The sequence below is a fragment of the Bradyrhizobium sp. USDA 4369 genome (assembly GCF_054056435.1).
Map to the genome: position 1 here is coordinate 2,822,534 of NZ_JBSRYH010000001.1, position 25,618 is coordinate 2,848,151.

The 25,618-nt window shown below is 64.8% G+C and carries 21 protein-coding genes and 1 pseudogene; 17 read left to right on the forward strand and 5 right to left on the reverse strand.

The window, feature by feature from the left end; all coding sequences use genetic code 11:
- The first annotated feature begins 126 nt into the window (after positions 1-126).
- From cobT to ACVIJ6_RS12830, 9 genes are all read left to right on the forward strand, one after another.
- Positions 127-2,028: a cobaltochelatase subunit CobT gene (gene cobT, locus ACVIJ6_RS12790; RefSeq protein ID WP_456773014.1), complete on the forward strand. Its 1,902-nt coding sequence runs from the start codon at positions 127-129 to the stop codon at positions 2,026-2,028.
- 60 nt (positions 2,029-2,088) lie between these two features.
- A complete protein-coding gene (locus ACVIJ6_RS12795; RefSeq protein WP_456773015.1) occupies positions 2,089-3,165 on the forward strand; it encodes an esterase-like activity of phytase family protein in 1,077 nt (358 codons plus the stop codon).
- A gap of 109 nt (positions 3,166-3,274) precedes the next feature.
- Entirely contained in the window at positions 3,275-4,387 is a 1,113-nt protein-coding gene (locus ACVIJ6_RS12800) for an NADH:flavin oxidoreductase/NADH oxidase (protein ID WP_456773016.1), read from the forward strand.
- 234 nt (positions 4,388-4,621) lie between these two features.
- A complete protein-coding gene (locus ACVIJ6_RS12805) occupies positions 4,622-5,722 on the forward strand; it encodes an LLM class flavin-dependent oxidoreductase (RefSeq protein WP_456773017.1) in 1,101 nt (366 codons plus the stop codon).
- 78 nt (positions 5,723-5,800) lie between these two features.
- Positions 5,801-6,226, forward strand: a complete 426-nt coding sequence (locus ACVIJ6_RS12810) for a hypothetical protein (RefSeq protein WP_012047298.1) — start codon at positions 5,801-5,803, stop codon at positions 6,224-6,226.
- 366 nt (positions 6,227-6,592) lie between these two features.
- Complete coding sequence (locus ACVIJ6_RS12815; protein ID WP_456773018.1) at positions 6,593-8,140, forward strand: ABC transporter substrate-binding protein; 1,548 nt, start codon at positions 6,593-6,595, stop codon at positions 8,138-8,140.
- An 81-nt stretch (positions 8,141-8,221) separates the two neighbouring features.
- A complete protein-coding gene (locus ACVIJ6_RS12820) occupies positions 8,222-9,193 on the forward strand; it encodes an ABC transporter permease (protein ID WP_456773019.1) in 972 nt (323 codons plus the stop codon).
- Positions 9,190-10,029, forward strand: coding sequence for an ABC transporter permease (locus tag ACVIJ6_RS12825; RefSeq protein WP_456773020.1), 840 nt, complete (start codon positions 9,190-9,192; stop codon positions 10,027-10,029). Before ACVIJ6_RS12820 ends, ACVIJ6_RS12825 begins: the two co-directional genes overlap by 4 nt.
- A gap of 3 nt (positions 10,030-10,032) precedes the next feature.
- Entirely contained in the window at positions 10,033-11,652 is a 1,620-nt protein-coding gene (locus ACVIJ6_RS12830; protein WP_456773021.1) for an ABC transporter ATP-binding protein, read from the forward strand.
- 54 nt (positions 11,653-11,706) lie between these two features.
- Here ACVIJ6_RS12830 and rpsU read toward each other — a convergent pair.
- Positions 11,707-12,007, reverse strand: a pseudogene (gene rpsU / locus ACVIJ6_RS12835) (30S ribosomal protein S21).
- A gap of 443 nt (positions 12,008-12,450) precedes the next feature.
- On the opposite strand from rpsU, the gene ACVIJ6_RS12840 reads away from it, so the two are divergent.
- The 3 genes from ACVIJ6_RS12840 to ACVIJ6_RS12850 all read left to right on the forward strand — a co-directional run bounded on the left by ACVIJ6_RS12840 (position 12,451) and on the right by ACVIJ6_RS12850 (position 13,358).
- Positions 12,451-12,660: a cold-shock protein gene (locus tag ACVIJ6_RS12840; RefSeq protein ID WP_012047292.1), complete on the forward strand. Its 210-nt coding sequence runs from the start codon at positions 12,451-12,453 to the stop codon at positions 12,658-12,660.
- Positions 12,661-12,777: 117 nt separating this feature from the next.
- Complete coding sequence (locus tag ACVIJ6_RS12845; protein WP_456773022.1) at positions 12,778-13,017, forward strand: transcriptional regulator; 240 nt, start codon at positions 12,778-12,780, stop codon at positions 13,015-13,017.
- Between the two features lie 92 nt (positions 13,018-13,109).
- Positions 13,110-13,358 (forward strand): hypothetical protein, encoded by a 249-nt coding sequence (locus ACVIJ6_RS12850; RefSeq protein ID WP_012047290.1) that lies wholly within the window; start codon positions 13,110-13,112, stop codon positions 13,356-13,358.
- A gap of 122 nt (positions 13,359-13,480) precedes the next feature.
- Here the strand turns inward: ACVIJ6_RS12850 and ACVIJ6_RS12855 are convergent, their stop codons facing one another.
- Both ACVIJ6_RS12855 and rpmB read right to left on the reverse strand, forming a co-directional pair.
- Positions 13,481-14,743: a T6SS phospholipase effector Tle1-like catalytic domain-containing protein gene (locus ACVIJ6_RS12855; RefSeq protein WP_456773023.1), complete on the reverse strand. Its 1,263-nt coding sequence runs from the start codon at positions 14,741-14,743 to the stop codon at positions 13,481-13,483.
- 345 nt (positions 14,744-15,088) lie between these two features.
- Positions 15,089-15,397 carry a 50S ribosomal protein L28 gene (gene rpmB, locus ACVIJ6_RS12860; protein ID WP_456773024.1) on the reverse strand — a complete coding sequence of 103 codons (309 nt, stop codon included), beginning with the start codon at positions 15,395-15,397 and terminating at the stop codon, positions 15,089-15,091.
- 550 nt (positions 15,398-15,947) lie between these two features.
- Here rpmB and ACVIJ6_RS12865 point away from each other — a divergent pair.
- The 5 genes from ACVIJ6_RS12865 (at position 15,948) to ACVIJ6_RS12885 (ending at position 22,872) form a co-directional block, all read left to right on the forward strand.
- A complete protein-coding gene (locus ACVIJ6_RS12865) occupies positions 15,948-16,796 on the forward strand; it encodes a DUF3108 domain-containing protein (protein ID WP_456773025.1) in 849 nt (282 codons plus the stop codon).
- 440 nt (positions 16,797-17,236) lie between these two features.
- The gene (locus tag ACVIJ6_RS12870) at positions 17,237-20,761 is read left to right on the forward strand and encodes a helicase-related protein (RefSeq protein WP_456773026.1); all 3,525 of its coding nucleotides are present in this window, start codon (positions 17,237-17,239) and stop codon (positions 20,759-20,761) included.
- Between the two features lie 29 nt (positions 20,762-20,790).
- Positions 20,791-21,087, forward strand: coding sequence for an RNA-binding S4 domain-containing protein (locus ACVIJ6_RS12875; protein ID WP_456773027.1), 297 nt, complete (start codon positions 20,791-20,793; stop codon positions 21,085-21,087).
- A gap of 114 nt (positions 21,088-21,201) precedes the next feature.
- Entirely contained in the window at positions 21,202-21,540 is a 339-nt protein-coding gene (gene fdxA / locus ACVIJ6_RS12880) for a ferredoxin FdxA (RefSeq protein WP_012047284.1), read from the forward strand.
- 495 nt (positions 21,541-22,035) lie between these two features.
- Complete coding sequence (locus tag ACVIJ6_RS12885) at positions 22,036-22,872, forward strand: CarD family transcriptional regulator (RefSeq protein ID WP_012047283.1); 837 nt, start codon at positions 22,036-22,038, stop codon at positions 22,870-22,872.
- Positions 22,873-23,411: 539 nt separating this feature from the next.
- Here the strand turns inward: ACVIJ6_RS12885 and ACVIJ6_RS12890 are convergent.
- Positions 23,412-24,878: a M48 family metalloprotease gene (locus ACVIJ6_RS12890; RefSeq protein WP_012047282.1), complete on the reverse strand. Its 1,467-nt coding sequence runs from the start codon at positions 24,876-24,878 to the stop codon at positions 23,412-23,414.
- 49 nt (positions 24,879-24,927) lie between these two features.
- Complete coding sequence (locus ACVIJ6_RS12895; RefSeq protein WP_456776971.1) at positions 24,928-25,617, reverse strand: thermonuclease family protein; 690 nt, start codon at positions 25,615-25,617, stop codon at positions 24,928-24,930.
- Position 25,618 lies beyond the last annotated feature (1 nt).

The window sequence follows — 25,618 nt, forward strand, 5'->3', positions numbered from 1 at the left end:
CCCGGCGGCAAGCCGGGACCATACGTCGTGACATTCGGCGACGCTGAAACTGGCGTCGACACGAATGAATGACCGCCGGTGGCTACGGCTCCCGGCGTTCGCCGGGACGACAGCGGCAGGGACAAGATGACGACATCCAACAGCAAACTCCGTCCCGGAACCAAGGAGGCGCCGACCGAGCCGTTCAAGCGCTCGGTGACCGGTTGCCTGCGCGCGATCGCGAGAGCGCCCGAGCTCGAAGTCTCCTTCGCCGCCGAGCGGCCCGGCCTTGCGCCCGGCAAAGCGCGGTTGCCGGAGCCCGCGCGCAAGATGACCAAGCGCGATGCCGCGGTCGTGCGCGGCCACGCCGATTCCATCGCGCTGAAGCTCGCCTGCCATGATCCGAAGATTCACCGCAAGCTGATCCCCGGCAATCCGCAGGCGCGCGGCGTGTTCGAGGCGGTCGAGCAGGCGCGTGTCGAGGCGATTGGCGCGCGGCGCATGGCTGGCGTGGCCAAGAATCTCACCGCGATGCTCGACGATCACTTCCATCGCGGCAAATATGACGAGATCACCGACCGCGCCGATGCGCCGCTGTCGGATGCGCTCGCGATGATGGTGCGCGAGCGGCTGACCGGTCTGGCGCCGCCGAACGCGGCGCGCAAGGTGGTCGATCTCTGGCGGCCGTTTTTGGAGGAGCGGATCGGCTCGCAGCTCGACGAACTCGGCCGCTTCACCGAGGACCAAGCCAAGTTCGGCGACCTCGTCCATGATTTGTTGTCGGCGCTCGATCTCGGCGATGAGCGCAATGCCGATTCGGAAGAGGACGAGGACAACGACGACAACCGCGACGGCGACAACGACCAGTCCGGCGCCGAGGGCTCGCCCGAGTCCGACGCCGCGCAGGAGATGAGTGCCGATCAGGCGCAGACGACATCGGACGAGATGTCCGAGAGCGCGATGGAAGCGGCGCAGGCCTCCGCGTCCGATACGCTGGATGACGGCGAGCTCGGCGACGACGAGACGCCGGGCGAGGCGACAAGGCCGAACCGTGGCGGCGCCAACGAGCCGCGCGGGCCCGAATATCATGCCTTCGCGCCGAAATTCGACGAGATCATCGCGGCCGAGGACCTGTGCGACCATGACGAGCTGGAGCGGCTGCGCTCCTATCTCGACAAGCAGCTCGCGCACCTCCAGGGCATCGTCGCGCGGCTCGCCAACCGGCTGCAGCGCCGGCTGATGGCGCAGCAGAACCGCGCCTGGGAGTTCGACCTGGAAGAGGGCATCCTTGATCCGGCGCGGCTGTCGCGCGTCGTCATAGATCCCTACCAGCCGCTGTCCTTCATGCGCGAGAAGGAGGCGACCTTCCGCGACACGGTGGTCACCTTGCTGCTCGACAATTCCGGCTCGATGCGCGGACGGCCGATCACGGTCGCCGCCACCTGCGCCGACATTCTCGCCCGCACGCTGGAGCGTTGCGGCGTCAAGGTCGAGATCCTCGGCTTCACGACGCGGGCCTGGAAGGGCGGGCAGTCGCGCGAGGCGTGGCTCGCGGCCGGCAAGCCAGCCAATCCCGGCCGCCTCAACGATCTGCGCCACATCATCTACAAGGCCGCGGACGCGCCATGGCGTCGTGCGCGCAAGAATCTCGGCCTGATGATGCGCGAGGGGCTCCTGAAGGAGAATATCGACGGCGAAGCGCTGGACTGGGCCCACAAGCGCCTGCTCGGCCGGCCCGAGCAGCGCAAGATCCTGATGATGATCTCCGATGGTGCACCGGTCGACGACTCCACGCTGTCGGTCAACCCCGGCAACTATCTCGAGCGCCACCTGCGCCACATCATCGAGGAGATCGAGACCCGCTCGCCGGTCGAACTGATCGCGATCGGCATCGGTCACGACGTCACGCGCTACTACCGTCGCGCGGTCACGATCGTTGATGCCGAGGAGCTCGGCGGCGCCATCACCGAGAAGCTCGCCGAATTGTTCACCGAGACTCACGCGGCGCCGCAGCCTGTGCGTGGGCCGAAGCGCAAGCTGCATTCCTGACCGGGAGCGGATGCGTTCCTCCCGGATGTGGGAAGCTGTGGGGAGGGGGCCCCTCGAGCGATGTCGCTGCACGCGATCTCCGACCGCAGGCGCTTTCTTGCGCTGACCTTGGCCGGGGTGGCGACGCTCGCGGGCGGGGGGACAGCTCGCGCGCAATCGACGCCGGCGCCGGCCCGCAGGCGGGCGGCCACCGACGAGCATTCGGTCACATCGGCCGTCAAGATCGAGGTCAAGGCGCGGCCGCTGCCCGCTTTCGACCTGCGCGATCGCACGCGTCTGCAGTTCGGGAAATTGCACTATCGCACCGGCGTGGCGCTGACCTCGTCCTATCCCGGCTTCGGCGGCCTGTCCGGCCTGCGGCTCGATGCCAAGGGCGAGCGTTTCCTTGCCATCAGCGACAAAGGCGGCTGGTTCACCGGCCGCATCGTCTATTCCGGCCACGAGATCACGGGGCTTGCGGAGGTCGAGGCGGCGCCGCTGCTCGGGCCCGACGGACGGCCGATCACCGATCGCGGCTGGTATGATTCCGAGTCGCTCGCTCGCGATGGCGACGTCGTCTATGTCGGCCTCGAGCGCGTCAATCAGCTGCTGCGCTACGATTTCGCCAAGGGCGGCACCGGCGCGCGCAGCGAGATCGTGCCGCTGCCGCCGGCCGCCCGACGGCTGCCCAACAACAAGGGTCTGGAGGCCCTGGTGGTGGTGCCGAAGGGCCTGCCGCTCGCGGGCAGCTTGATCGCGATCTCCGAACGCGGCCTGGACGCGAACGGCAATCTGCTGGCGTTCCTGATCGGCGGCCCTGCTGCGGGACAGTTCAGCATCATCAGAAGCAACGACTTCGACATCAGCGATGCCGTGCTGCTGCCGTCGGGAGAGCTCCTGATTCTGGAACGCAAATTCTCGCTGTTCAGCGGGGTCGGCATCCGGATTCGTCGGCTGTCACTGGCGCAGATCACGCCAGGCGCGCTGCTCGACGGTCCAGCGATCTTCGCAGCCGATCTCGGCCAGGAGATCGACAATCTCGAAGGCATCGATGCGCATGTCACGCCCGAGGGCGACACCGTGCTGACATTGGTGTCCGACGACAATTTCTCCATGATCCAGCGCACATTGTTGTTGCAGTTCACGTTGGTGGAATGAGCTACGACATCGCATCGGCCGGTGCGTTGACCGCGGCCCGCCGATGGCCGACACTCGCGACACATCAGGCTAACGCGCCTTCCGTCGTCCCCTTTTCCGGAACATCCGCATGAGCGCCCTGTTTACCCCGATCAAGCTGCGCGGCCTCGAACTCGCCAACCGCATCGTGGTCTCGCCGATGTGTCAGTATTCGGCCGAGAATGGCGTCGCCAATGACTGGCACTTCACCCATATCAGCACGCTCGCGCTGTCGGGCGCGGCGATGGTCTGCATCGAGGCGACGCATGTCGAACCGATCGGACGCATCACGCCGGGCTGCCTTGGCCTGTGGGACGATGCGACCGAAGCGGCGCTGGTGCCGATCCTGACATCGGTGCGCAAGCATTCGAAGACCGCGATTGCGATGCAACTCGCCCATGCCGGCCGCAAAGGCTCCAGCCATAAGCCCTGGGATGGCGGCCAGCAGATGGCACCCGCGAGCGGCGGGTGGCAGACGGTCGCACCATCGGCCTTGCCCCACAAAGAGGGCGAACTCGCGCCGGAGGCGCTCGATGCCGCAGGGCTGGCGCGCATCCGCGACGCGTTCGTTTCTGCGGCGCAGCGCGCTGCGCGCCTCGGCATCGATGCGATCGAGGTCCACGGCGCGCACGGCTACCTGCTGCATCAATTCCTCTCGCCGATCGCCAACCAGCGCAGCGATGCCTATGGCGGCTCGCTGGAGAACCGCATGCGCTTTCCGCTCGAAGTGTTCGATGCCGTCCGCGGCGCCTTTCCGGCCGACAGGCCGGTCGGCGTGCGCGTGTCGGCGACCGACTGGGTCGATGGCGGCTGGGATCTCGACCAGACCATCGCCTTTGCGCAGGAGCTCAAGCGCCGCGGCGCTGACTGGATCGATGTCTCCTCGGGCGGTGTCTCGCCGCAACAGAAGATCACGCTCGGCCCCGGTTATCAGGTGCCGTTCGCGGACGCCGTGAAGCAGGCGACGGGACTTCCAACCATGGCGGTCGGCCTCATCACGCAGGCGCAGCAAGCCGAGGAGATCGTGGCATCGGGCAAGGCCGACATGGTCGCGCTCGCCCGCGGCATGCTCTACGATCCGCGCTGGGGCTGGCATGCCGCGGCCGAGCTCGGCGGGCAGGTGGCCGCACCTCCGCAATATTGGCGTTCGCAACCGTCGACGCAGAAGGAGCTGTTCGGCAGAACCACGTTTGGCGCACGTTGACGTGAAGTTAGCGGCAGGTTCCCGGTGTCCTGGGCGGGATGTTGCCGAGTCTCGGCACAGAATTCGCGTCATCATTCCGCCAGCGACACAGCGGACGATTGTCGCTGTCGGACGAAGTGCTAGACTTCGCAGACCACGTGCGGCGTTGCCGACTCGGTTGGTCGTGTTTCGTCTCGCGTGACGAAGAGCGCATCGCAAAGCTGCGCCGCAATATAAACGCGAGAGGAAAGCGCCATGGAAATCGGATATTTCACGATGCCCTCGCATCCGCCGGAGTGCGGATTGAAGGAGGGCCACGATTGGGACCTGAAGGTCCTGCGCTGGCTCGATGAGCTCGGCTATCAGGAAGCCTGGATCGGCGAGCATCACACCGCGCCGTGGGAGCCGCACCCGGCGCCCGATCTGCTGCTCGCGCAGGCCTTCCGCGAGACCAAGAACATCCGGCTTGGGCCTGGCGGTTTCCTGCTGCCCTATCATCATCCGGCCGAGCTCGCCAATCGCGTCGCGATGCTGGATCACCTGTCCGAAGGCCGGCTCAATTTCGGCATCGCCGCATCAGGTCTGCCGAGCGACTGGGCGATGTTCAACGTCGACGGCATGAGCGGCCAGAACCGTGAGATGACGCGCGAGGCGCTGGAGATCATCCTGCGGCTCTGGAGCGAGCCGGCGCCGTTCACGCACAAGGGCAAATACTGGACGGTGACCAAGCCGGACGTGATGTTCGACTTCCTCAAGCCGCACCTCAAGCCGGTGCAGGCGCCGCATCCGCCGATCGGCGTCGCCGGCCTGTCGAAGAACTCGGATACGCTGAAACTCGCCGGCGAACGCGGCTTCATTCCGATGAGCCTGAACCTCAACCCGGCCTATGTCTCGTCGCATTGGGACTCGGTCGAGGCCGGCGCCGCCAAGTCCGGACGCAAGGCCAACCGCAGCGATTGGCGGCTGGTGCGTGAAGTATTCGTCGCCGACACGGACGAGGAGGCCTGGCGCCTGTCGAGCGGCGACATGATGGGCCGGATGATGGGCGAATATTTCCTGCCGCTGCTCGGGCATTTCGGCTTCAAGGACTATCTGAAGCACGCGCCCGATGTGCCCGATTCCGACGTGACGGTGGATTATTGTGCCAAGCGCAACTGGATCATCGGCTCGCCGGCGACGGTGACCGAAAAGATCGAGAAGATCTGGCATGAAGTCGGCGGCTTCGGAACCCTGTGCGTGTTCGGCTTCGACTACAAGCACAGGCCGGAAGCCTGGCACAACTCGCTCCGCCTGCTCAAGCAGGAGGTGCTGCCGAGGTTGCGCCATCTCAATGCCGATATGACCAAGGCGGCGTAGCCTTGTATTAATCAATTCTTGCGTTGATGACGGACGGATCGGCGGACCCCGCCGATCCAACATTTCCGAGGACTGCCCATGCGCCTTCGTGTGCGACAATTCGCCCATGTCCTCGAGCGCTCCGGTCTTGCTTTGGCGGGCGCCGCCTGCGGCCTGTTTGTCGGTGCCCATGTCGGCTCCAGCGTACCGGCCCTGACCACCCAGGGCTTTCTGCTGCTGATGATGGTGTCCGGCGCGTTCGGCTTCTATCTCGGGATCGACACGCCCCAGATACCTTTCCATCCGCATGAGGAGGGGACGCCGGCGGAACGAAAGATCGACGCTGCGGAGTTTCTCAGTGCGGTCGGAACCTTCCTCGCGACGCTGACGGCCTTCTTCGCCGTCGGCATCATCATTCTGCGCGAGGACCCGCACATCGTCTGGACCTCGTTGATCATGGCGGGCTGGGTGATCGGCGTGGTGATGCAAATCGTCGCTGGTACCATCGCCCGCCTCAGGCGCTGATGGCGTTCCGCGATCTCGGCCGTGCCGGCCGTACGACGGCTCTTTCGAGAGCGACCAGGCTGTCCAATTTTTGAGCTGATCCTGTCGCGACTTTCATCTCGCGACGATGACGACGACCATGTGCGGCGGTTCATGACAGCCGCGAAGTTGGCGACGCCTTGCTGGCAGCGCCCTGCGAACCCGCTCGCGGGGCGCATCCAGAGCATCGCAGGTGCGACGACCGCGGCCAAATCATCCAACAGCGCGCGTCATCCCTCCTGTCCATGCGCCCAGAGCAGGCGTCACGTCGGAATGCCGCATGGCGATCCATCGCGCGTTGGCGCGCTTGATGCATTGCAGCGGATCGAAACAGTTGGGAAGTTCATCATGTTGAAACGGGTCTTGCTGGGTATTGCCATCGGCTTCGTTCTGTCCGCGGCTCATGCCGAGGAGCCGAAGGCCGGCGGTGTCGTCAATGCTGTCATCCAGCCCGAGCCGCCCGGCCTGATGCTGGCCATGGTCCAGAACGGCCCGACCCAGATGGTGTCCGGCAACATTTTCGAGGGCCTGCTGCGCTACAGTCCCAAGCTCGAACCGCTGCCCGGCCTCGCAGTGAGCTGGACGATCAGCCCGGACGCCAAGGTCTACACCTTCAAGCTCAAGCCCGGCGTGACCTGGCATGACGGCAAGCCGTTCACCTCGGCCGACGTGCTGTTCTCGATCGAGATGTTGAAGCAGACCCATGCGCGCGCCCGCAACAACCTCGTGATGGTCGAGAAGATTGAGGCGCCGGATGATCTCACCGTGGTGTTCACCTTGAAGGAGCCGTTCGGTCCTTTCATCGGCATCTTCGAGGTCGGTTCGATGCCGATGGTCCCGAAGCATCTTTATGAAGGGACCGACTTCAAGACCAATCCGAACAACAACGCGCCCATCGGCACCGGGCCCTTCATGTTCAAGGAGTGGCAGAAGGGATCTTTCATCCGCATGGTGAAAAATCCGAACTACCACGAGAAGGGCAAGCCCTATTTGGACGAGGTCTATTGGCAGATCATTCCGGATGCGGCGGCGCGCGCCGTGGCGTTCGAGACCGGCAAGGTTGACGTGCTGCCGGGCGGCTCGATCGAGAATTTCGACGTGCCGCGTGTCTCCAAGCTTCCGGGGGCCTGCGTGACCGGCGCCGGCTGGGAGTTCTTCTCGCCGCTGTCGTGGATGTGGCTGAACCACCGCAATCCGATTCTGGCCAACAAGAAGGTGCGGCAGGCGATCATGTATGCCATCGATCGCGACTTCGCCAAGGACGTGATCTGGAACGGGCTCGGCAAGGTCGCGACCGGCCCGTCGGCTTCGACCATCAAGTTTTATACCGATGATGTGCCGAAATACCCGTACGATCCCGCCAAGGCCAAGGCGCTGTTGAAGGAAGCCGGCTACAAGGGCGAGAAGATCCGCATGCTGCCGCTGGCCTATGGCGAGACCTGGCAGCGCTGGGGCGAGGCGGTGAAGCAGAACCTGCAGGACGTCGGCATGACGATCGAGACGATCGCGACCGATGTTCCCGGCGGTAACCAGAAGATTATGGAGTGGGACTACGATCTCGCCTTCACCTATCTGTATCAGTACGGCGATCCCGCGCTCGGCGTGTCCCGCAACTACATCACCTCGGCGATCGCCAAGGGGCAGCTGTTCAACAATGTCGAGGGCTACTCGAATCCGGAGGTCGACAGACTGTTCGCCGAGGGGGCGACCGCGCCGACCGACGCCAAGCGCAAGGAGGCCTATGAGAAGGTGCAGAAGATCCTCGTCGAGGACGTGCCCGTCGCCTGGCTTCTGGAGCTGCAGTTCCCGACGATCACCAAGTGCAAGGTGAAGAACCTGATCACGACCGGGGTTGGCGTCAATGATGGCTTCCGCGACGCCTGGCTCGACAAGTAACGGAGCGGTTTGGAGCGCGGCCCATCGTCGCCGCGCTCCGCTGCTTCACGCTCCTGCTGTGCCGACTCTCACGGGCCTTTCATGCTGTCCTTTGTTGCCCAGCGCGTCGTGAAGGGCGTCATCGTCCTTCTCGCCATTATCGTGCTGAACTTTGTCCTGATCCGGCTCGCGCCCGGTGACCCAGCCGTCGTCATGGCCGGTGAGGCCGGCGCTTCCGATCAGCTCTTCGTCGCACAGCTGCGCGAAAAGTTCGGGCTCGACCGTCCGTTGCCGGAGCAGCTGCTGATCTACGTCAAGGGCGTTGCCAGTTTCGACCTCGGCTTCTCGTTTCGCCAGCAGGCGCCGGTCGCGAAGCTGATCATGGAGCGGTTGCCCGCGACGCTGCTGCTGACCTTGTCGGCGTTCGCGATCTCGCTTGTGCTCGGCGTCCTCTTTGGTACGCTGGCCGCACGCTTCGCCGGCACCTTCCTGGATACCGCGATCACGGTGCTGGCGCTGATCTTCTATGCCACGCCGCTGTTCTGGATTGCGCTGATCGCGATCCTGCTGTTTTCCGTTTGGGCCGACTGGCTGCCGAGCTTCGGCTATGAGACGGTGGGCGCCGGCTACACCGGACTTCGCCATGCGTTCGATGTTGCCGCGCATCTGGTGATGCCGGCGGCGACGCTCGGGCTGTTCTTCATGGCGACCTACACCCGCATGACCCGCGCCTCGATGCTCGAGGTCAGGCGGCTCGATTTCGTCAAGACCGCCAGGGCCAAGGGTCTGCGTGACGGTGTCATCCTCCGTCGCCACGTGCTGCGTAACGCACTGCTGCCGGTGGTGACCTTGGCCGGCGTCCACGCCGGCACCCTCGTCGGCGGCGCGGTGCTGACCGAGACGGTGTTCGCCTGGCCCGGCATCGGCCGGCTGATGTACGACGCGCTGATCCAGCGCGATTACAACCTCCTGCTCGGCGTGTTCGTCGTCTCCTCCGCCATGGTGCTGATCTTCAATCTCATCACCGATCTCGTCTACCGCCTGGTCGATCCGCGCATCGAGTACGCCTCATGAAGCAGTTCTGGCGGACGATGTTGCGCAGTCCGAGCGGGATCATCGGGCTCATCATTCTCATCCTGGCGATCGTGATCGCGGTGGCCGGGCCGTTCTATTTCCCCAACTCGCCCTGGCGCATGGTGCAGCGGCCGTTCGTGCCGCCGTTCTCGGTGGCCAAGGTCCCGCTCGGCACCGATGCGCTCGGGCGTGACGTGCTGGCCGGCTTGATCTTCGGCGCGCGCGTTTCGCTGCTGGTCGGCCTGGTCTCGACCTTGGTCGCGCTGGTCGTCGGCGTGCCGCTCGGCGCCATCGCCGGCTATTTCGGCGGCCGGGTCGATGATGCCCTGATGCGCTTCACCGAGTTCTTCCAGACCATCCCGAGCTTCGCGCTCGCCATTGTGCTGGTCGCGATCCTGCAGCCCTCGATCTATTCGATCGTCGCGGCGATCGGCCTCGTCGGCTGGCCGCCGGTCGCGCGTCTCGTGCGCGGCGAGGTACTGAGTCTGCGGACGCGGGAATATGTTCAGGCTGCCATCGTCACCGGACAGAGCAATGCCTGGATCATCTGGCGCGAGATCCTGCCCAACGCATTGTCGCCGGTCATCGTGCTGGCTTCGCTGATGGTCGCGACGGCGATCCTGCTGGAATCCTCGCTATCGTTCCTCGGGCTCGGTGATCCCAATCTGATCTCCTGGGGCTACATGGTCGGCGCCGGCCGCACCGTGATTCGTCAGGCGTGGTGGATCACGGTGTTTCCCGGCGTCGCGATCCTGCTGTCCGTGCTCGGCCTCAATCTGATCGGCGAGGGCCTCAACGACGCGCTCAACCCGCGCCTGTCGCGCGAGGGCCGGTGAGCCATGTCTGATCCCGTCGTTGCCATCAAGAACCTGCGAATCGCTTTGCCGAAGGGCGCCGAGCGCACGCATGCCGTCGATGGCGTCTCGTTCGATCTCACAGCGGGGAAGATCGTCTGCGTCGTCGGCGAATCCGGCTCGGGCAAGTCGATGTGCGCCCATGCGCTGCTCGGCCTGCTGCCCGACACAGTGAGGGTGGACAGCGGCGAGATCCGCTTTGACGGACGCGATCTGCTGACCGTCGACGAAGACGGCTGGCGCGACCTGCGTGGCCGCCGCATCGCGATGGTGTTCCAGGAGCCAATGACCGCGCTCAATCCGTTGATGCGGATCGGCGACCAGCTGATGGAAGTGTTCGAGGCGCACGATCTGCTGACGCCGCGCGAGCGCCGCGCCAAGGCGCTGGCGCTGGTGCGCGAGGTCGGTCTGCCCGATCCGGAAAGCATCATCCGGGCCTATCCGCACCAGCTCTCCGGTGGCCAGCGCCAGCGTGCAATGATCGCGATGGCGCTCGCGCTCGAGCCGGCCGTGCTCGTCGCCGATGAGCCGACCACCGCGCTCGACGTCACGACGCAGGCGCAGATCCTCAAGCTGATCCGCAATCTGCAGGCCAGCCACAACATGGCTGTCATGTTCATCACCCATGATTTCGGCGTCGTCGCCGATATCGCCGATCAGGTCGTGGTGCTGCGCCATGGCAAGGTCGTCGAGGAGGGCACGGCCGCCGCGGTGCTCGGCAGCCCGCAGCACGGCTACACCAAGGCGCTGCTTGCGGCGGTTCCGTCCTTCGATCCGCCGCCGCGGCAATCGCGCGAGGCGGCGCCCCGGGCCGTGGAGGTGATCGGCCTCGACAAGACCTATGTGACGTCGACAGGCTGGTTCCGCCCCAAGCGCGAGACGCGCGCCGCCCATGCGGTGAATTTCGCCATCCACCAGGGTGAGACGCTTGGATTGGTTGGAGAGTCCGGTTCGGGGAAGTCGTCGGTCGCGCGGCTCGTCATGCGGCTGATCGAAGCGGACCGCGGCACGGTGCGCATCGGCGACGTCGATCTCACCGCGCTGGAAGGCCGCGCGCTGCGCGCCCAGCGGCATCGCATCCAGATGATCTTCCAGGATCCATTCGCGTCACTGAACCCGCGTCGCAAGGTTGGTCGCATCATCGCCGACGGCATGGTGGCGCGTGGCACGCCGATCGATGCTGCGCTGAAGCGTGCGCAGGAGCTGCTGGCGATGGTCGGGCTCGATGCCGGCGCCATTGGCCGCTATTCGCATGAATTCTCGGGCGGTCAGCGCCAGCGCATCGGCATCGCACGCGCGCTCGCGCTCGATCCGGAGATCATCGTCGCCGATGAGGCCGTCTCCGCGCTCGACGTGTCCGTGCAGGCGCAGGTGTTGCGCCTGCTGGAGGATTTGAAGGCACGGCTCGGCCTGTCAATGCTGTTCATCACGCATGATCTGCGCGTCGCCGCGCAGATCTGCGATCGCATCGCCGTGATGCAGAAGGGCGAGATTGTCGAGCTGAAGCCGACGGCGGCGCTGTTCGCCAATCCTGAGCACGCCTACACGCGCGAGCTGCTCGCGGCCGTGCCCGGACGCCGCCCCGAGATGGCGGTGATCTCGTAGGATCCGTCCGGGACGCGCCAGCAATGCTGGCTGGATCAGCGATGGTTCCGGAGACTAGGCCCTCGCAGGACCGCTGCCAGTCGTGGGTGCAGAGCTCGGCGGCAGCCCGCGCGGTGGTCGTGGCTGCAATATCTTCTTCACGGGAGCGGGCAGCAGCCCCTCGCGAATCGCCTGCTTGCGGGCCACCTTGCGCTGGCGCCGGATCGCATCCGACTTTTCGCGCGTCTTGCGCTCCGAGGGCTTCTCATAGGCTCTGCGGCGCTTCATCTCGCGGAAGACACCTTCGCGCTGCATCTTCCGTTTCAGGATGCGCAACGCCTGTGTCGACGTCATTGTCACGAACCAGAACCTGCAAAAGCGTCCTCCTTGCTTCATTTGTCGACATGTCTGTAGGCAAAAGCGACGGCAGCGGTGCTGGTCCGGCATCGCGTGAGCCGGACGGCTGCGATCTTTCGATCTAATGAGTTGTGCGCGCTGCCATTCGACACAGTGATCCGCTTCGGGGGAAGGCGGGAGCACAATGTGTCTCTCAGCCATCGATGGCCGGGCCGTTATCGATGGTGTGACGAAGATAGGCGTTGTGGGCAGCCAATGCCAGCTCGCTGATCGGCCGCGCCGCGACGCCGAAACATTTTTGCTCGCGGCCTTGTATTCTCGCCGGAAAGGTTTAGTTTGACAGGAGTTCGATTAGCCGCTGTGCCTTTCTGAATGTGCCCGTGGGCTATTTCCCGAAGTCATCGCTCAGTTGAATGAGATCGCACGGTCGTCGTGCGATGATTGATTTCTTGGAGAAAGAACATGCCGCAGGGTACCGTTAAGTGGTTTAATGGTCAGAAGGGTTTTGGTTTCATTCAGCCGCAGGACGGCGGAACTGATGTTTTCGTTCATATCAGTGCTGTTGAGCGCGCTGGTCTGGGCGGACTGGCCGAAGGCCAGAAGGTCAACTTCGACCTGAAGACCGACAAGATGCGTGGCAAGGTCAGCGCAGAGAATCTCTCGCTGGCTTGATCACTGCCAAGCCATTTCACGGATGTACTGAAATGGTTGGTTTGCCCGCTCGATCCTGCGATTGAGCGGGCCATTTGCGTTCGCGCGACAACTGCAGCCTTGCGGAAGGAGCTGTCCATGGCGAAGCGTGCCTCGGAGCCATCGCCTGAGAGCGTCGCCAGGGCGCAGCGGCGGCAGATCGCTGCCGAAGAGGGCGCCAAGGCGATGGCCGATACCGACCAGCGTGCCGCCGCAGTACGCCAGAACATGGCGCGGTTGCGTGCGCTCAGGCTCGCCAAGGAAGCCGAGGACGCAATGGCCGGCAATGCTGCGGCCTCTGCGCCAAGTCCCAAGCGACGGAAGAAGGCGCTCCGTTAGTGCGCTCGCTTGTGCGCCTGCTGCAATGGCGTCAGCGCGTGTCCAGGCGAGTGTTTCGCGTCCAGCTCTAATGTCCTGCCGAGGAGGCTGACGTGGCTAGATCCATCGCATTGAACTTGCGTATCGCCAAGGATGATGCGGACGGCGAAGGGAAGACGATCGCGTTTGCGCTGGCGATCGGTTCTGCGCGGCAGGTCTGCCACCTCGAGACCAGCTTCTGCACGCGCAATCAGGCCTTTGCCTATTTGCAGCGAAATCGCACGGTGTTCGAGCAGCGGGCCCGCGAATTGTTTGCCCGTGGCGAAGTCACGGATGGCGTCATTCATCTGAAGATGATCTGACATCCCGCCGCCTCGTTGCGGCGCATGGTCGCCGCCGCCGCGCCAACTGAGGCTCGAGCATGATCTGGACAGATGGAAACCGGTTCCCCTGAAAAGATCATGCTCCTACAACGATCACGATCTTAGTCCGCCTTCTGTTTGATCGGCAGCGGTACGCGTTCATAGGTCGCCGGCAGGTTCACCGGCCGATAGTCCTTCGATTCCGCAATGCGCATCAGAACGCTTTCGTGGATGAAGGCGCCGTCGGGGATGAAGCGCGGCTCGCAATTCGGAATGTAGAAGCCGAAATGCACCTTGCGTTCCGGCCATTCCTTGTATTTCGCCTTCTTGGGAAGATATTCGAGCAGACGCCAGGCTGGCGTCATCGAGTTATGGAGCTGACCCTGGACGCTCGGGGCGACATAATGGAACGGGCTGTTCTTGCGCTGAACACCCCAGGCCAGCTGGTTGACGGTGCGCGGATTGACCGCGAGCCCGGCCTCGACCGCCTCATCGATCATCCATAGCAGCGGATATTTCGACGCCGCCGACTGCGCCTCCGGATAGCCGCCGCCGACGTCGCAATGCACGCCGGCGAACCACACCTGCTTGGCATCCTGCGGCCGCGCCTGCGCCTTGTTGAAGCGGTTCGGCGTGAAGGTCTGCGGGATGTTCCATGCCTTGAGGCGGAACATGCAGCGCCGCTCGTCCATCGCCGCCGCCTGACGGAAGATCTTCACGCTCGGATTCTGGATGGTGAAAGCGAGCTCTTCCAGGCTGGGCCATGCAAGCAGGCGATCGGTGCGCGGCACGATGACGCTCGCGACCGTATCCCATACGCCCACGAAGTGGATTGTCGGCCAGCGTGACGACGTGATCCGAGCGAATTGCGCGGCCTGGTCCTCGCGGCTTTCCGGAATCGGCCCGTCTTCCTCGGTGCTCTCGAGCTCGGTGGTGACGCCGCGCCCGGCCTTCGGATTGTCGGACGAGTATTTCTTGTAGGCGATCACGCCCGAGCCGGCCAGATTGATCTGATCAGGAGAGATCAGTCCCACCTTGTGAATGAGTCCGGCCAGCACGCGTACAGTATAGGCGCCGCGTGAAAAGCCGAACAGGAAGATGCGGTCGCCATCTTCGTAATGGGTCGCGAGGAAGCAATAGGCATTGATGACGTTGTCGTCGAGCCCGTAGCCGGTCGCAAGCCCGAGCACCATGTTGAAGTTGGCCTTGAAGCGATGCCAGCTGTCGGGCTGCGTCAGCGTGCCGACACCGGGATCGTAGAGCACCGCCTGATGCGGCGACGTTTTGTCGGTCTTGCGCAGGCAGCGATAGAGCTTGAGGACATTCGAGATGTTCTCGCTGATCTCGTTGCCGGTGCCGTCGCAGCAGATGACAATGTTCTTCATGGCAGCGTAATGCCCACAATAATTCTACCGCAACGAGTGTAGAGCATCCGACGAAGCTTGGGGAGATTGGCTGGCAGGGGCGATCGGCTCGCGTCGTCGACAGGTGGCGGGCGTGCTCCGGACGGCGATGTTGCTCGATGATGAGGCCGCGTTGCGAACATTCGGTCGCCAGTCTTGGTCGAACGTCGCCTGTTGCGCGAGGTGTTCGTGCCTGCAGCCAAGTATCGTCAAGGCGTTGTCAAGCGTCGTCAAACAGAAACGGCCGGATCCTGCGATCCGGCCGTTCTTTTGTTCGACGTGCTCAAGCTGGGCTTTGATGCACCGGCTTTCGCGTCATTGATGAATTCAGCTGGCCTTCGCGACCGGCGCTGCCTCGGCAGCCTTCTTTTCGATCGCGCGCTTCAGATCCAGCGCGCGCGGCGACAGCGTCGCGGCGTTGGCCTTGAGCAGATAGGCGTCGAGGCCGCCATTGTGGTCGACGCTCTTGATCGCGTTGGTCGAGACCCGCAGGCGCACGTTGCGGCCGAGTGCATCCGAGATGAAGGTCACGTTGCACAGGTTCGGCAGGAAGCGCCGCTTGGTCTTGATGTTCGAGTGGCTGACCTTGTGGCCAACCTGGGGGCCCTTGGCCGTCAGTTCACAGCGCCGCGACATGGCAATAAATCCTCTCTCATCCCCGCACCCTTCGTCCGCCAGTCTCGGCGGGCCGCGGGGGTCCAAAACTCGTCCAGCTCTTCTCTGGGAGATGCGGTCCTATAGGGGGGATGCGGCTTTTCGTCAAGGTTTTGAAGGCCGCAGCGAAACACGATGGCTGCGGCCCGCCGATCGAGGGATCCTCGCCGCACGCCGCACGGGATGAAGCCGCGGCCGGGCGCGAACGCCAGCGGATCGAAAAGCGGGCGTACAATCAATGGTATAGGGGGCAGTTTAGACCATATAAAGGGCGTATTCGCGGGCGATGGATCGGATCCCGGTGCGAGCAGGGCGACGCGGCAAGGCAGGCGCCGGCGGGCAAGGCGCAAGCCCAGCCTCTGGCAGGTGTATGGGCGCGGTTGTGGCGAGCGGTTGGAGCGCAAAGCGCTGGACAAGCCGCAATTGTCGAATGGTTCGCGTTGTTTGAAGGCGTTTTTGGCTTAAGTAGCAAGGACGACGTGCCGGGGTGATCCGGCGCACAGGCAGGTGGATCGGCAGGATCATCCCTCACGTGAGCATCATTTCGGCTTCCTCATTCCTCTCCTGTCGGCTGGTCGCGGCCGGTTCCGCCCTCGGCCTGCTGCTGCTGGCGCAGAACGCCCAGGCGCAGGCCCGGCTCGATGCGCAATATGAGGCTTCGCTCGCCGGTATCCCTGTCGGCAAGGGCACCTGGGCGGTCGAGATCGGCGACGAGCAATATGGAGCTTCGGCCCAGGGCGGCACCGCCGGGCTGCTCAAAAGCTTCTCGCAAGGCGCCGGCACCGGCGCGGTCCAGGGACGTGTGGTCAATGGTGCGCTGGTCGGCCAGAGCTACCAGGCCTCGACCACCACGGGGAAGAAGTCCGAGCAGATCCACATCAATCTGCAGAACGGGAATGTAAAGGATTTCGCCATCGAGCCGACGCCGCCGGTCGATCCCGACCGTATTCCGGTGACGGATGCGCATAAGCGCGGCGTGCTCGATCCCATGACGGCCTCGCTGGTGCGCGTGCCCGGCAATGGCGAGCTGCTGTCGCCGGATTCCTGCCGCGGGGCGGCGCCGGTGTTCGATGGACGCATGCGCTACGAGCTCAAGCTCGATTACAAGCGCATGGAGAACGTGAAGGCCGACAAGGGCTATCGCGGTCCGGCGCTGGTCTGCGCGATCTATTTCACGCCGGTGGCAGGCTACATCCCTGATCGTCCCGTGATCAAATATCTGGCCCAGGCCCGCAACATGGAGATCTTCTTCGTGCCGATCGCGGGCACCCGCGTCCTGGTGCCGTTCAAGATGGTGATCCCGACGCCGCTGGGAACCGCGATGCTGGAGGCCACGTCCTTCATCACCCAGGCCACACCGCACGTCGCCAAGACGCAGTAGCAGCAGAAGCCTCCGCGCCGACGGCGGTGCTGTGAGCTGCCATGCGCGGCCAAGCGCTTGGCGTACAGTGTCGCGTCATCGTCTTCTTGCGCGAATCCGTTTGACTCTTCCCTGATCCTGATTCGACTCAGACTCCGTGGCCATGCGTGGCGGTTCCATGGCGAAAGCGTTGCTTGTGGACCGGCCAAAAGCTTGATCTAGTGGAGTGGTCAACGCAGAGCGCGAGATGTTGCGGTGAACGAAGCCGGAAAGACGATGGAGTCAGCGATTCCTTCGTGATTCGTTCTCAAGGCGTTCCGAAGCTTAAGCGGCGTCACTATATGCGTCACAATGTGAGACAAGGGCGAGGATCGCAGCCGCTTCAGAACCCCGACAAATTCAGCACCCATCGCGCCTGACCCGCGCGCCTGCAACGCCGGCCCGAGACCCAAATTTAACGAATGGCTTTTTCGTCTTCTTCGGCTGCCTCGCCTTTCGAGCGCACGCCCGATCGCGTTGCCGGCAACGGCGTCACCGCCGTGCTCGGCCCGACCAACACCGGCAAGACGCATCTGGCGATCGAGCGCATGCTCGCGCATTCCTCAGGGATCATCGGCCTTCCGCTGCGGCTGCTTGCGCGCGAGGTCTACAACAAGGTTGCCGCCCGGGTCGGCAGTGAGGCGGTGGCGCTGATCACCGGCGAGGAGAAGATCAAGCCGAAGACTCCGCGCTATTGGGTCTCGACGGTCGAGGCGATGCCGCGCGATCTCGATGTCTCGTTTCTCGCGGTCGACGAGATCCAGATCGCCGCCGATCTCGAGCGCGGCCACGTCTTCACCGATCGCATTCTCAACCGCCGGGGTCGCGACGAAACACTGCTGCTCGGCGCTGCGACGATGCGTCCGATCATCGAGCGGCTGCTGCCCGGGGCCTCGATGGTGACGCGGCCGCGCTTGTCGCAGCTCGAATTCGCCGGCGACCGCAAGATCACGCGGCAGCCGCGCCGGACCGCGATCGTGGCCTTTTCCGCCGACGAGGTCTACGCGATCGCCGAACTGATCCGGCGCCAGCATGGCGGCGCCGCGGTTGTGCTGGGCTCGCTATCGCCGCGAACGCGCAACGCGCAGGTGGAGATGTTCCAGAACGGCGACGTCGACTATCTCGTCGCCACCGACGCCATCGGCATGGGTCTCAATCTCGATGTCGACCACGTCGCTTTTGCCTCCGACCGCAAATATGACGGCTATCAGTTCCGTCGGCTCAACCCGTCGGAGTTTGCTCAGATCGCGGGGCGTGCGGGCCGCGCAACGCGTAACGGCACCTTCGGCACCACTGGGCGTTGTGCGCCGTTTGAGCCGGAGCTGGTCAACGCGCTGCAGAACCATACTTTCGATTCCGTGAAGGTCCTGCAATGGCGCAATTCGAGGCTCGATTTCGCGTCCCTGAGCGCGCTGCAGGTGTCGCTGGCACTGGCGCCTGCGCATGAGGCGCTGACACGGGCGCCGATCGCGGAGGATCTGCGCGTGCTCGATCACGCCGCGCGCGACGCCGAGGTGCGCGATATGGCCCATGGCGCGGCGGCCGTCGAGCGTCTGTGGGAGGCCTGCCAGATCCCGGATTATCGCCGGCTGTCGCCGGCGGCTCATGCCGAGCTCGTGACCACGCTTTACGGGTTTCTGATGCAGAAAGGGCGGATTCCCGATGCTTGGTATGCCGCGCAGGTTGATCAGGCCGACCGTGTCGACGGCGACATCGACACCTTGTCGGGCCGGATTGCACAAATTCGCACCTGGACCTTCGTCGCGAACCGACCGGATTGGCTGCGTGATCCCGACTATTGGCAGGGGATTACCCGCGAACTTGAAAATAAATTGTCAGACGCCCTTCATGAACGGCTCACGGAGCGTTTCGTTGATCGTCGTACCAGTGTATTGATGCGGCGCCTGCGGGAGAACAGTGTTTTGAATACGGAAATCGGCAAGACCGGCGAAGTGATCGTTGAAGGGCACACGATCGGCCGCCTCGATGGATTCACCTTCGCGCCCGACGCCGCTGAGGCTGGCTCTGAAGCCAAGGCCCTGCAGGCTGCCGCCCAGAAGGCGTTGGCTGGCGAGATCGAGGCCCGGGCCGAGAAGCTGTCCAATGCGCCGGACGAGCATCTCGTGCTGACCGCCGACGGCACCATCCGCTGGACCGGCGACGCGGTCGCCAAGCTCGTCGCCGCGGACGACGCGCTGCATCCGCGGCTGCGGATCATCGCCGATGAGCGCCTGACGGGCGCGGCGCGCGACAAGGTGCAGGCGCGGCTCGATCTGTGGCTCAAGACCCATATCGAGAAGCTGCTCGGGCCGCTGTTCGAGCTGTCCAAGGCCGAGGACATCACGGGGATCGCGCGCGGCATCGCCTTCCAGCTGGTGGAAGCGCTGGGTGTCATCGAACGCGCAAAGATCGCCAACGAGATGAAGGATCTCGACCAGCCCTCGCGGGCGACCTTGCGCAAATATGGCGTTCGCTTCGGGGCCTATCACATCTACGTCCCAGCTCTGCTCAAGCCCGCCGCGCGGGCGCTGGCCGCATTGTTGTGGGCCGAGAAGCAGGGCAATGTCGACATGTCGGCGCTGACCGGCGCGCAGCATCTGGCGAGCTCGGGCCGCACGTCGTTCCCGGTCGACAAGGCGTTGCCGCGCGATGCCTATCGGGTGCTCGGCTACAAGCAGGCCGGCGAGCGTGCCGTCCGTGTCGACATTCTCGAGCGCCTCGCCGATCTGATTCGTCCCGCGCTGGCTTGGCGTGAGAATGCGCCGGGCGAGAAGCCGGCGGGGGCCTTCGACGGCCGCAGCTTCGTCGTGACCCAGGCGATGACCTCGCTCACCGGATCGGCCGGCGAGGATTTCGCCTCGATTCTGCGTGCGCTCGGCTACCGCATGGAAAAGCGCCCGCCGCTGCCGCCGAAGGTGGTCGAGCAACCCTCAGAGTCGCTGGCGGCAGAGGTTTCTCCGGCTGCGGAGGTGGCGACCGGCGAGGCCGTGGTGGCCGAGACGCCATCGGCCGATGCCATCGAGGCGAGTTCCCCCGAGCAGGCTCCGACCCTGGCGGAAGCCGCCGTTGCGCCGGTGACCGAGCAGCTGATGGCCGCGCCCGAAGCGCTCGCGGAGGCTCCCGTGCAGACCGCGCCGGCCGATGAGGCGCCCGCGCCGGTCTCCGCGCTGACGTCGTTGCCGCTTGTCGATTTCGTTGCCCCGGCTCCGGCCGGTGAGCCTGAAACCGCCGCGCCCGATGCGGCGGCTCCAGATGCGGTCGCGGTGGACGCTGCGTCCGACGCCGCTGAGGCCGCGCAGCCGGCAACCGGCGAGGCGACGCCGGCCGAGGCAGCATCTGCCGAGGCTGTGCCCGCCGAGGCGGAGCCGGCGGCCGCGGCCGAGCCGGTTCTCATCGAGGTCTGGCGGCCTGGCGGGCGTTCGGAGGAGCGTCGGCCGCGCCACGAGCACCATCAGCGCAACCGGCACCAGCGCCCGCAGCACGACCGCGGACAGCCCGCCGCTGGCGGACAGCAGGCCGGTGGCGAGCAGGCCGCTGGCGCGGCGCCCGCCGAGGGCGAGGCGCGCGACCGCCATCGCGGCCATGGTCGTCGCGACCGGATGAAGGAGTTCGGCAAGGACTTCCGCAAGGGCCCCCGCGAGGCGGCTGCGGCGCCGGCCGAGGGCGCGCCGGCGCGTGAGGACCGTGGTCCCCGTCGCGACCAGGACGCCAAGGGGCGCGACCAGAACCGCGATCGCAACAAAGGCGGCAAGTTCGGCGGCGACCGTGGTGGCCGGGAGTTCGGCAAAGGCGGTCGCGACAAGCGCGACGGCGGCCCGGCGCTCCGGCCCTACGCCTCCAGCGGCGGCGGCGGACGGGATCGCGACCGGCCGGTCGATCCGAACTCTCCGTTTGCCAAGCTCGCCGCGCTCAAGGAGCAACTCGCGGCGAACAACCGCAAGGACTGATCCGCGTCGCTTGAGCGCGCCGAGTCGAGATGACAACGCCGACGTCCGACGTCCCCTCAGAGCGCCAGCGCCTCGATAAATGGCTGTGGCACGCGAGGGTGGTGAAGGCCCGCACCAGCGCCGCGGCTCTGGTGACCTCCGGCCATGTCCGCATCAACGGCGTCCGCGAGACCTCGCCGGGCCATGGCGTGAAGGCGGGAGACGTGCTGACGATCGCGCTCGACCGCAATGTGCGCGTGCTCAGGGTGACCGCCTTCGCCGAGCGCCGCGGCGATGCGATATCGGCTCGTGCGCTCTATGATGAGCTCGATGGCGGCGTACGGTGACGATCTGCTGTGTTCAATCCGACAGCGGTTCAGTTCTTCGTTCTGCTTCACTTGCGGCACATCACGTCCTGCGCTAGTGCAGGCGTGATTTGTCGATCCGTTCCGGAGCCCTGGATGACTTACGTCGTCACCGAAAACTGCATCAAATGCAAATACACCGATTGCGTTGAGGTCTGCCCGGTAGACTGCTTCTACGAAGGCGACAACATGCTCGTGATCCATCCGGACGAATGCATTGATTGCGGCGTCTGCGAGCCGGAGTGCCCGGCCGACGCCATCAAGCCGGATACCGAGCCGGGGCTCGAGAAATGGCTCGGGGTGAACGCCGAATACGCCAAGGCCTGGCCGAACATCACCCAGAAGAAGGATCCGCCGGGCGATGCCAAGGAGCATGACGGTGAGGCCGGCAAGTTCGAGAAATATTTTTCGCCCAAGCCTGGCGCCGGCGACTGAGCAACCCGAGGCGGCGCGGCCAAGCCGTCATCGAGGCCTCGCCGAGACATCACAGCCGAGAGGAATCCCGGCGCGCAAACAAAGGGGTAGGACGATTTTGCAGCCGGCGGGACGGCCGCAAAATTCTTCGAAACAAGCGCGCCTCGTTTAACCCTAACTTTGCGGATCCGTCACAATACCGCCCCTGCGCCCTCTAAATCATTGATTTTTGCGGGAAATGTGCTATATATGGCACATTCTCAGAGCCGAACCCGGCCATGCGTATAATTTTTTGGCCGCCCTTTTAGGTTCCCGCAACATCAAACAGGGGCGTGGCAGTTCCGCGCGCAGGCTGTGTCACAGAAAACGCGTAAAAAGAGTGCTTCCAAGAGTACCAAAAAAGCCGCCGCGGCCAGCCGCAGCGTTTCCAAGGGCCGTGCACGAGCTCCTGTAAAGGAGATTCGGGCTGCCGCAAAGGCCTCGGCTGCCAAGTCCACCAAGAACAAAAGAAGCGCAATGCCTGAAAAGACTGCCAAGACTGCCGCGAAAGCATCCGCCGCGAAGACCACTCTTGCAAAGGACTCTGTTGCGAAGACCGCAGCGAAGCCGGCAGCTGCGCCCAAGGCTACCAAGACGGCTATTCCTGCGGCTGCCGCCGCTGCCAAGGCTCCTGCCGCCGCCAAGCCGGCTCCGGCGCCCGCGGCTGCCGCTGCTGCCCCCCGGGTCGAGGAGAAGAAGTTGCCGACCCAGCGTCAGGGCTTCAAGACCAACGAGTTCGTCGTCTATCCTGCTCACGGCGTCGGCCAGATCCTGGCCATCGAGGAGCAGGAAATCGCAGGCGCGAAGCTCGAGCTGTTCGTCATCAACTTCATCAAGGACAAGATGACGCTGCGCGTGCCGACCGCCAAGGTCGCCAATGTCGGCATGCGCAAGCTGTCCGATCCGGCGCTGGTCAAGAAGGCGCTGGAGACGCTGAAGGGCCGTGCCCGCGTCAAGCGCACGATGTGGTCGCGCCGTGCCCAGGAATACGAAGCGAAGATCAATTCGGGCGACATTGTCGCGATCGCCGAAGTTGTGCGCGATCTGTATCGTTCGGAGTCGCAGCCGGAGCAGTCCTACAGCGAGCGCCAGCTGTACGAAGCCGCGCTCGACCGTCTCTCCCGCGAGATCGCGGTCGTGCAGCACTCGACCGAAACCGAGGCCGTCAAGGAGATCGAGACGCAGCTCGCCAAGAGCCCGCGCCGCGGCGCCAAGACTGAAGCCGATGCGGTGGCCGAGGGTGATGCCGACGCCGAGGGCGATATCGATGATATCGACGGCGACGACAATGCCGTGGCCGACGAGGCCGCCTGATCAATCGTTAGCGCGTTTTCGAATTTGTTGCTTACGAAGGCCCGGCCGCAAGGTCGGGCTTTTTGTTTGGGGCGCGAGCGCGACGGCGGCCCATCGCTGCCCCTTCAGCATCGGGCGCGGCACCGTGTGTCGCCTCTCGCTTCTGAACATCGTGGCCAGTCATGTCGAAAGCCAGGCTTACTCAGATGGGGCGGCAGGCGCCCTTGTTGCGGGCTCCTCTGCGTCGGGGTGGATGCGGACGGACGTTCTTACGGATGCCTGTCCCGAGGCCGCGGGCGGGCCGAGGAGCCTGCGGTTGTGCGGCGATTTGAGGAATTGGTCATGCGTCGCGCCTGGTAATGTGACGCCAGCCGCGCTCTGGCTCGCCTCAGGTGAATGATCGGCGACATCCGCCGATGCGAGCCGGCATTTGGTCAGTCACGGCACTTGTTCATTCACAGCCTCGCCGACGTCCGCGGGCAGGCTGAGGCGACGAAAGGCCGCCGCCCGATCCAGCAGCATGCGCAAGCCGTCAGAAACGCGCCCACCCGGGGGGCGCGTCACTCCACCACGATCTTGACGCGGTCGCGGACCTTGACCTGGGCGCGGGCGTCGAGGCCGTTGAGGACGCGGAAGCGCTCGATCGGGCGGTCGACGCCAGACATGCGGTGCGCCAGCGACTCGACGGTGTCGCCCGGCTGGACCGTGATGACCTTGATGCGCAGCGGACGCGCCGACTGCGATTCCTCGAGGCTGAGGCGGCGGAAGGAATTCACCGTCTCGCGCGCGTTGCGCTCGCTCTCGGTGCTCTTCTGGCGGGACGCGAAGATGAAACGGTAGACGTCGCTGCCGACACGGAGCGCATAGACCTTGAACTGCCAGGGGTCGCCGCTGGCTGTGGTCGACGCCGCCGGGAAGCCGTTGATGGTCAGTTCCTCGGTGGCGGATTTGTCGACATTCTCCATCCAGCCGGAGTTGAGATAGTCGCCGAGCGTCTGCTGCGCGGGCACCCGCACCACGTCGAACCGCATCGCCTGGGCGCCACCTTCGCGCACGCCGATCACAGCCTGCGCGGTGTTGTCGAGGGTGAAGTTTTCGGGGGCCTGGAAGGTGAAGCCGAGCTTGGGATGCAGGAACCGCCGTCCGCGCACGAAGCCTTCGCTGGGGTCCTCGCCGAAGACGATATTGTCCACCGCGGCCAGATAGGTCTCGCGGTCGTGCTCCCTGGCCTCCGGCGAGACGTATTGTTTCGCAATCGCCGCTGCGTTCTGCACCCGCTCCGGCGTCGCCGGATGCGAGGAGAGGAAATCCTGCGCGCGGGGATCGATTGCAACCTTGCCGGCCTTGAGCTCGGCATTGCGCTCCATCGAGGTCAGGAACCGGGCCGCGCCATAAGGATCAAACTTGGCCTTGGCCGAGATGCCGACACCGATGCCGTCGGCCTCGAATTCCTGGGTGCGCGAGAAGCTCGCCATCGTCAGCTTGGTCTTGGCGAGCGCCAGCGCCGTCAGATCCGGATCATTGCTCATGTCGGATACGACGCGGGTGACGACCGCCGCCTGACGCGCCTGATCCTCGCGGATCGCGGCGTGACGCGCCAGCACATGCGCCATTTCGTGGCTCAGCACCGAGGACAGTTCCGAGGTGTCGTTGGCAAGCGCGATCAAGCCGCGGGTGACGTAAAGCTGTCCGGTCGGCAACGCGAAGGCGTTGACCGCACCCGAGTTCAGGATCGTGACCTTGTAGCCCTGGTCGGGCCGGTCCGACGCGGCAACCAGCCGGTCGACGATGCGGCTGATCAGGCCCTCGAGCTGGGGATCCTCATAGGCACCGCCATAGGTTGCCAAAATGCGCTCGTGCTCGCGATCGCTGGCGGGCGTGCTCTGAACCATCGCCGGCTTCGGCCGCGGCGTCGGCATCGGCGCAGTCGCCTGCTGCAGTTTGCCCATGTCGCTGCAGCCGGCCAGCATCAAGCCGACGCACAGCAAAGCCGGTGCGATCCGCGAACCGCAGTTCACCATCGTCATGCGTGCACGAACAGACAGGTTCACGTCGCTACTCACGTACCTTCGCGGATCAGTTGCCGCTCAACATCTCGATCTGTGCGATCTGCGTCAGTTCCAGTCTCGGGCCTTGATGCGCCTCGATCCAACCGCGCACCCGAACCCGCCGATTCGCAAGTGATTTTGTGTCGATGCCGGCACCTTCCATTACCGGCATCATACGCTTTGGAATAATCACCGCGAAGCCCCGTGTCCAGTTACGCGCGAAGTTCAGATAAGTTGTTGTCCCTGTCTGTCGTACGGACAACACCTTCCCTTCGACAACCGTAAATAGCCCGACGCGAGCCAAAATATCGTCTGGACTTTCCGCGTTTTTTATGACGGTCGGGGACGTCCAGAGCCCGCGCGAAGCCATGCGCGCGTCAGCCTCCGCTGCAACCAGGGTGAGAGTGCAATCCCGGTCCTGAACATCGGTGCCGCGCAGGACGCTGCCGCGCGCCAGCAGCTCGCCCTGGACCGTGCGCTCCTCCCCCGTCAGGAACGCGAAGGCCCGCTGGCGGCCATAGCGGTCCGGCGCGTCGTCCTCGCCGCGGAGCACGACGTCACGGTCGCGCAGCAGCGTACCGAGGGTCGCGACGGCGACCGCGACATTGTCCGGCGGCGGCTCGATGCCGGCGAGCCTGACCTCGCGGCCATCAGCTAATCGGAAGCTGCGCGCATCGACGATCTCGGTGACGCGCCCCTCGCCCAAGGCCGCGAACATG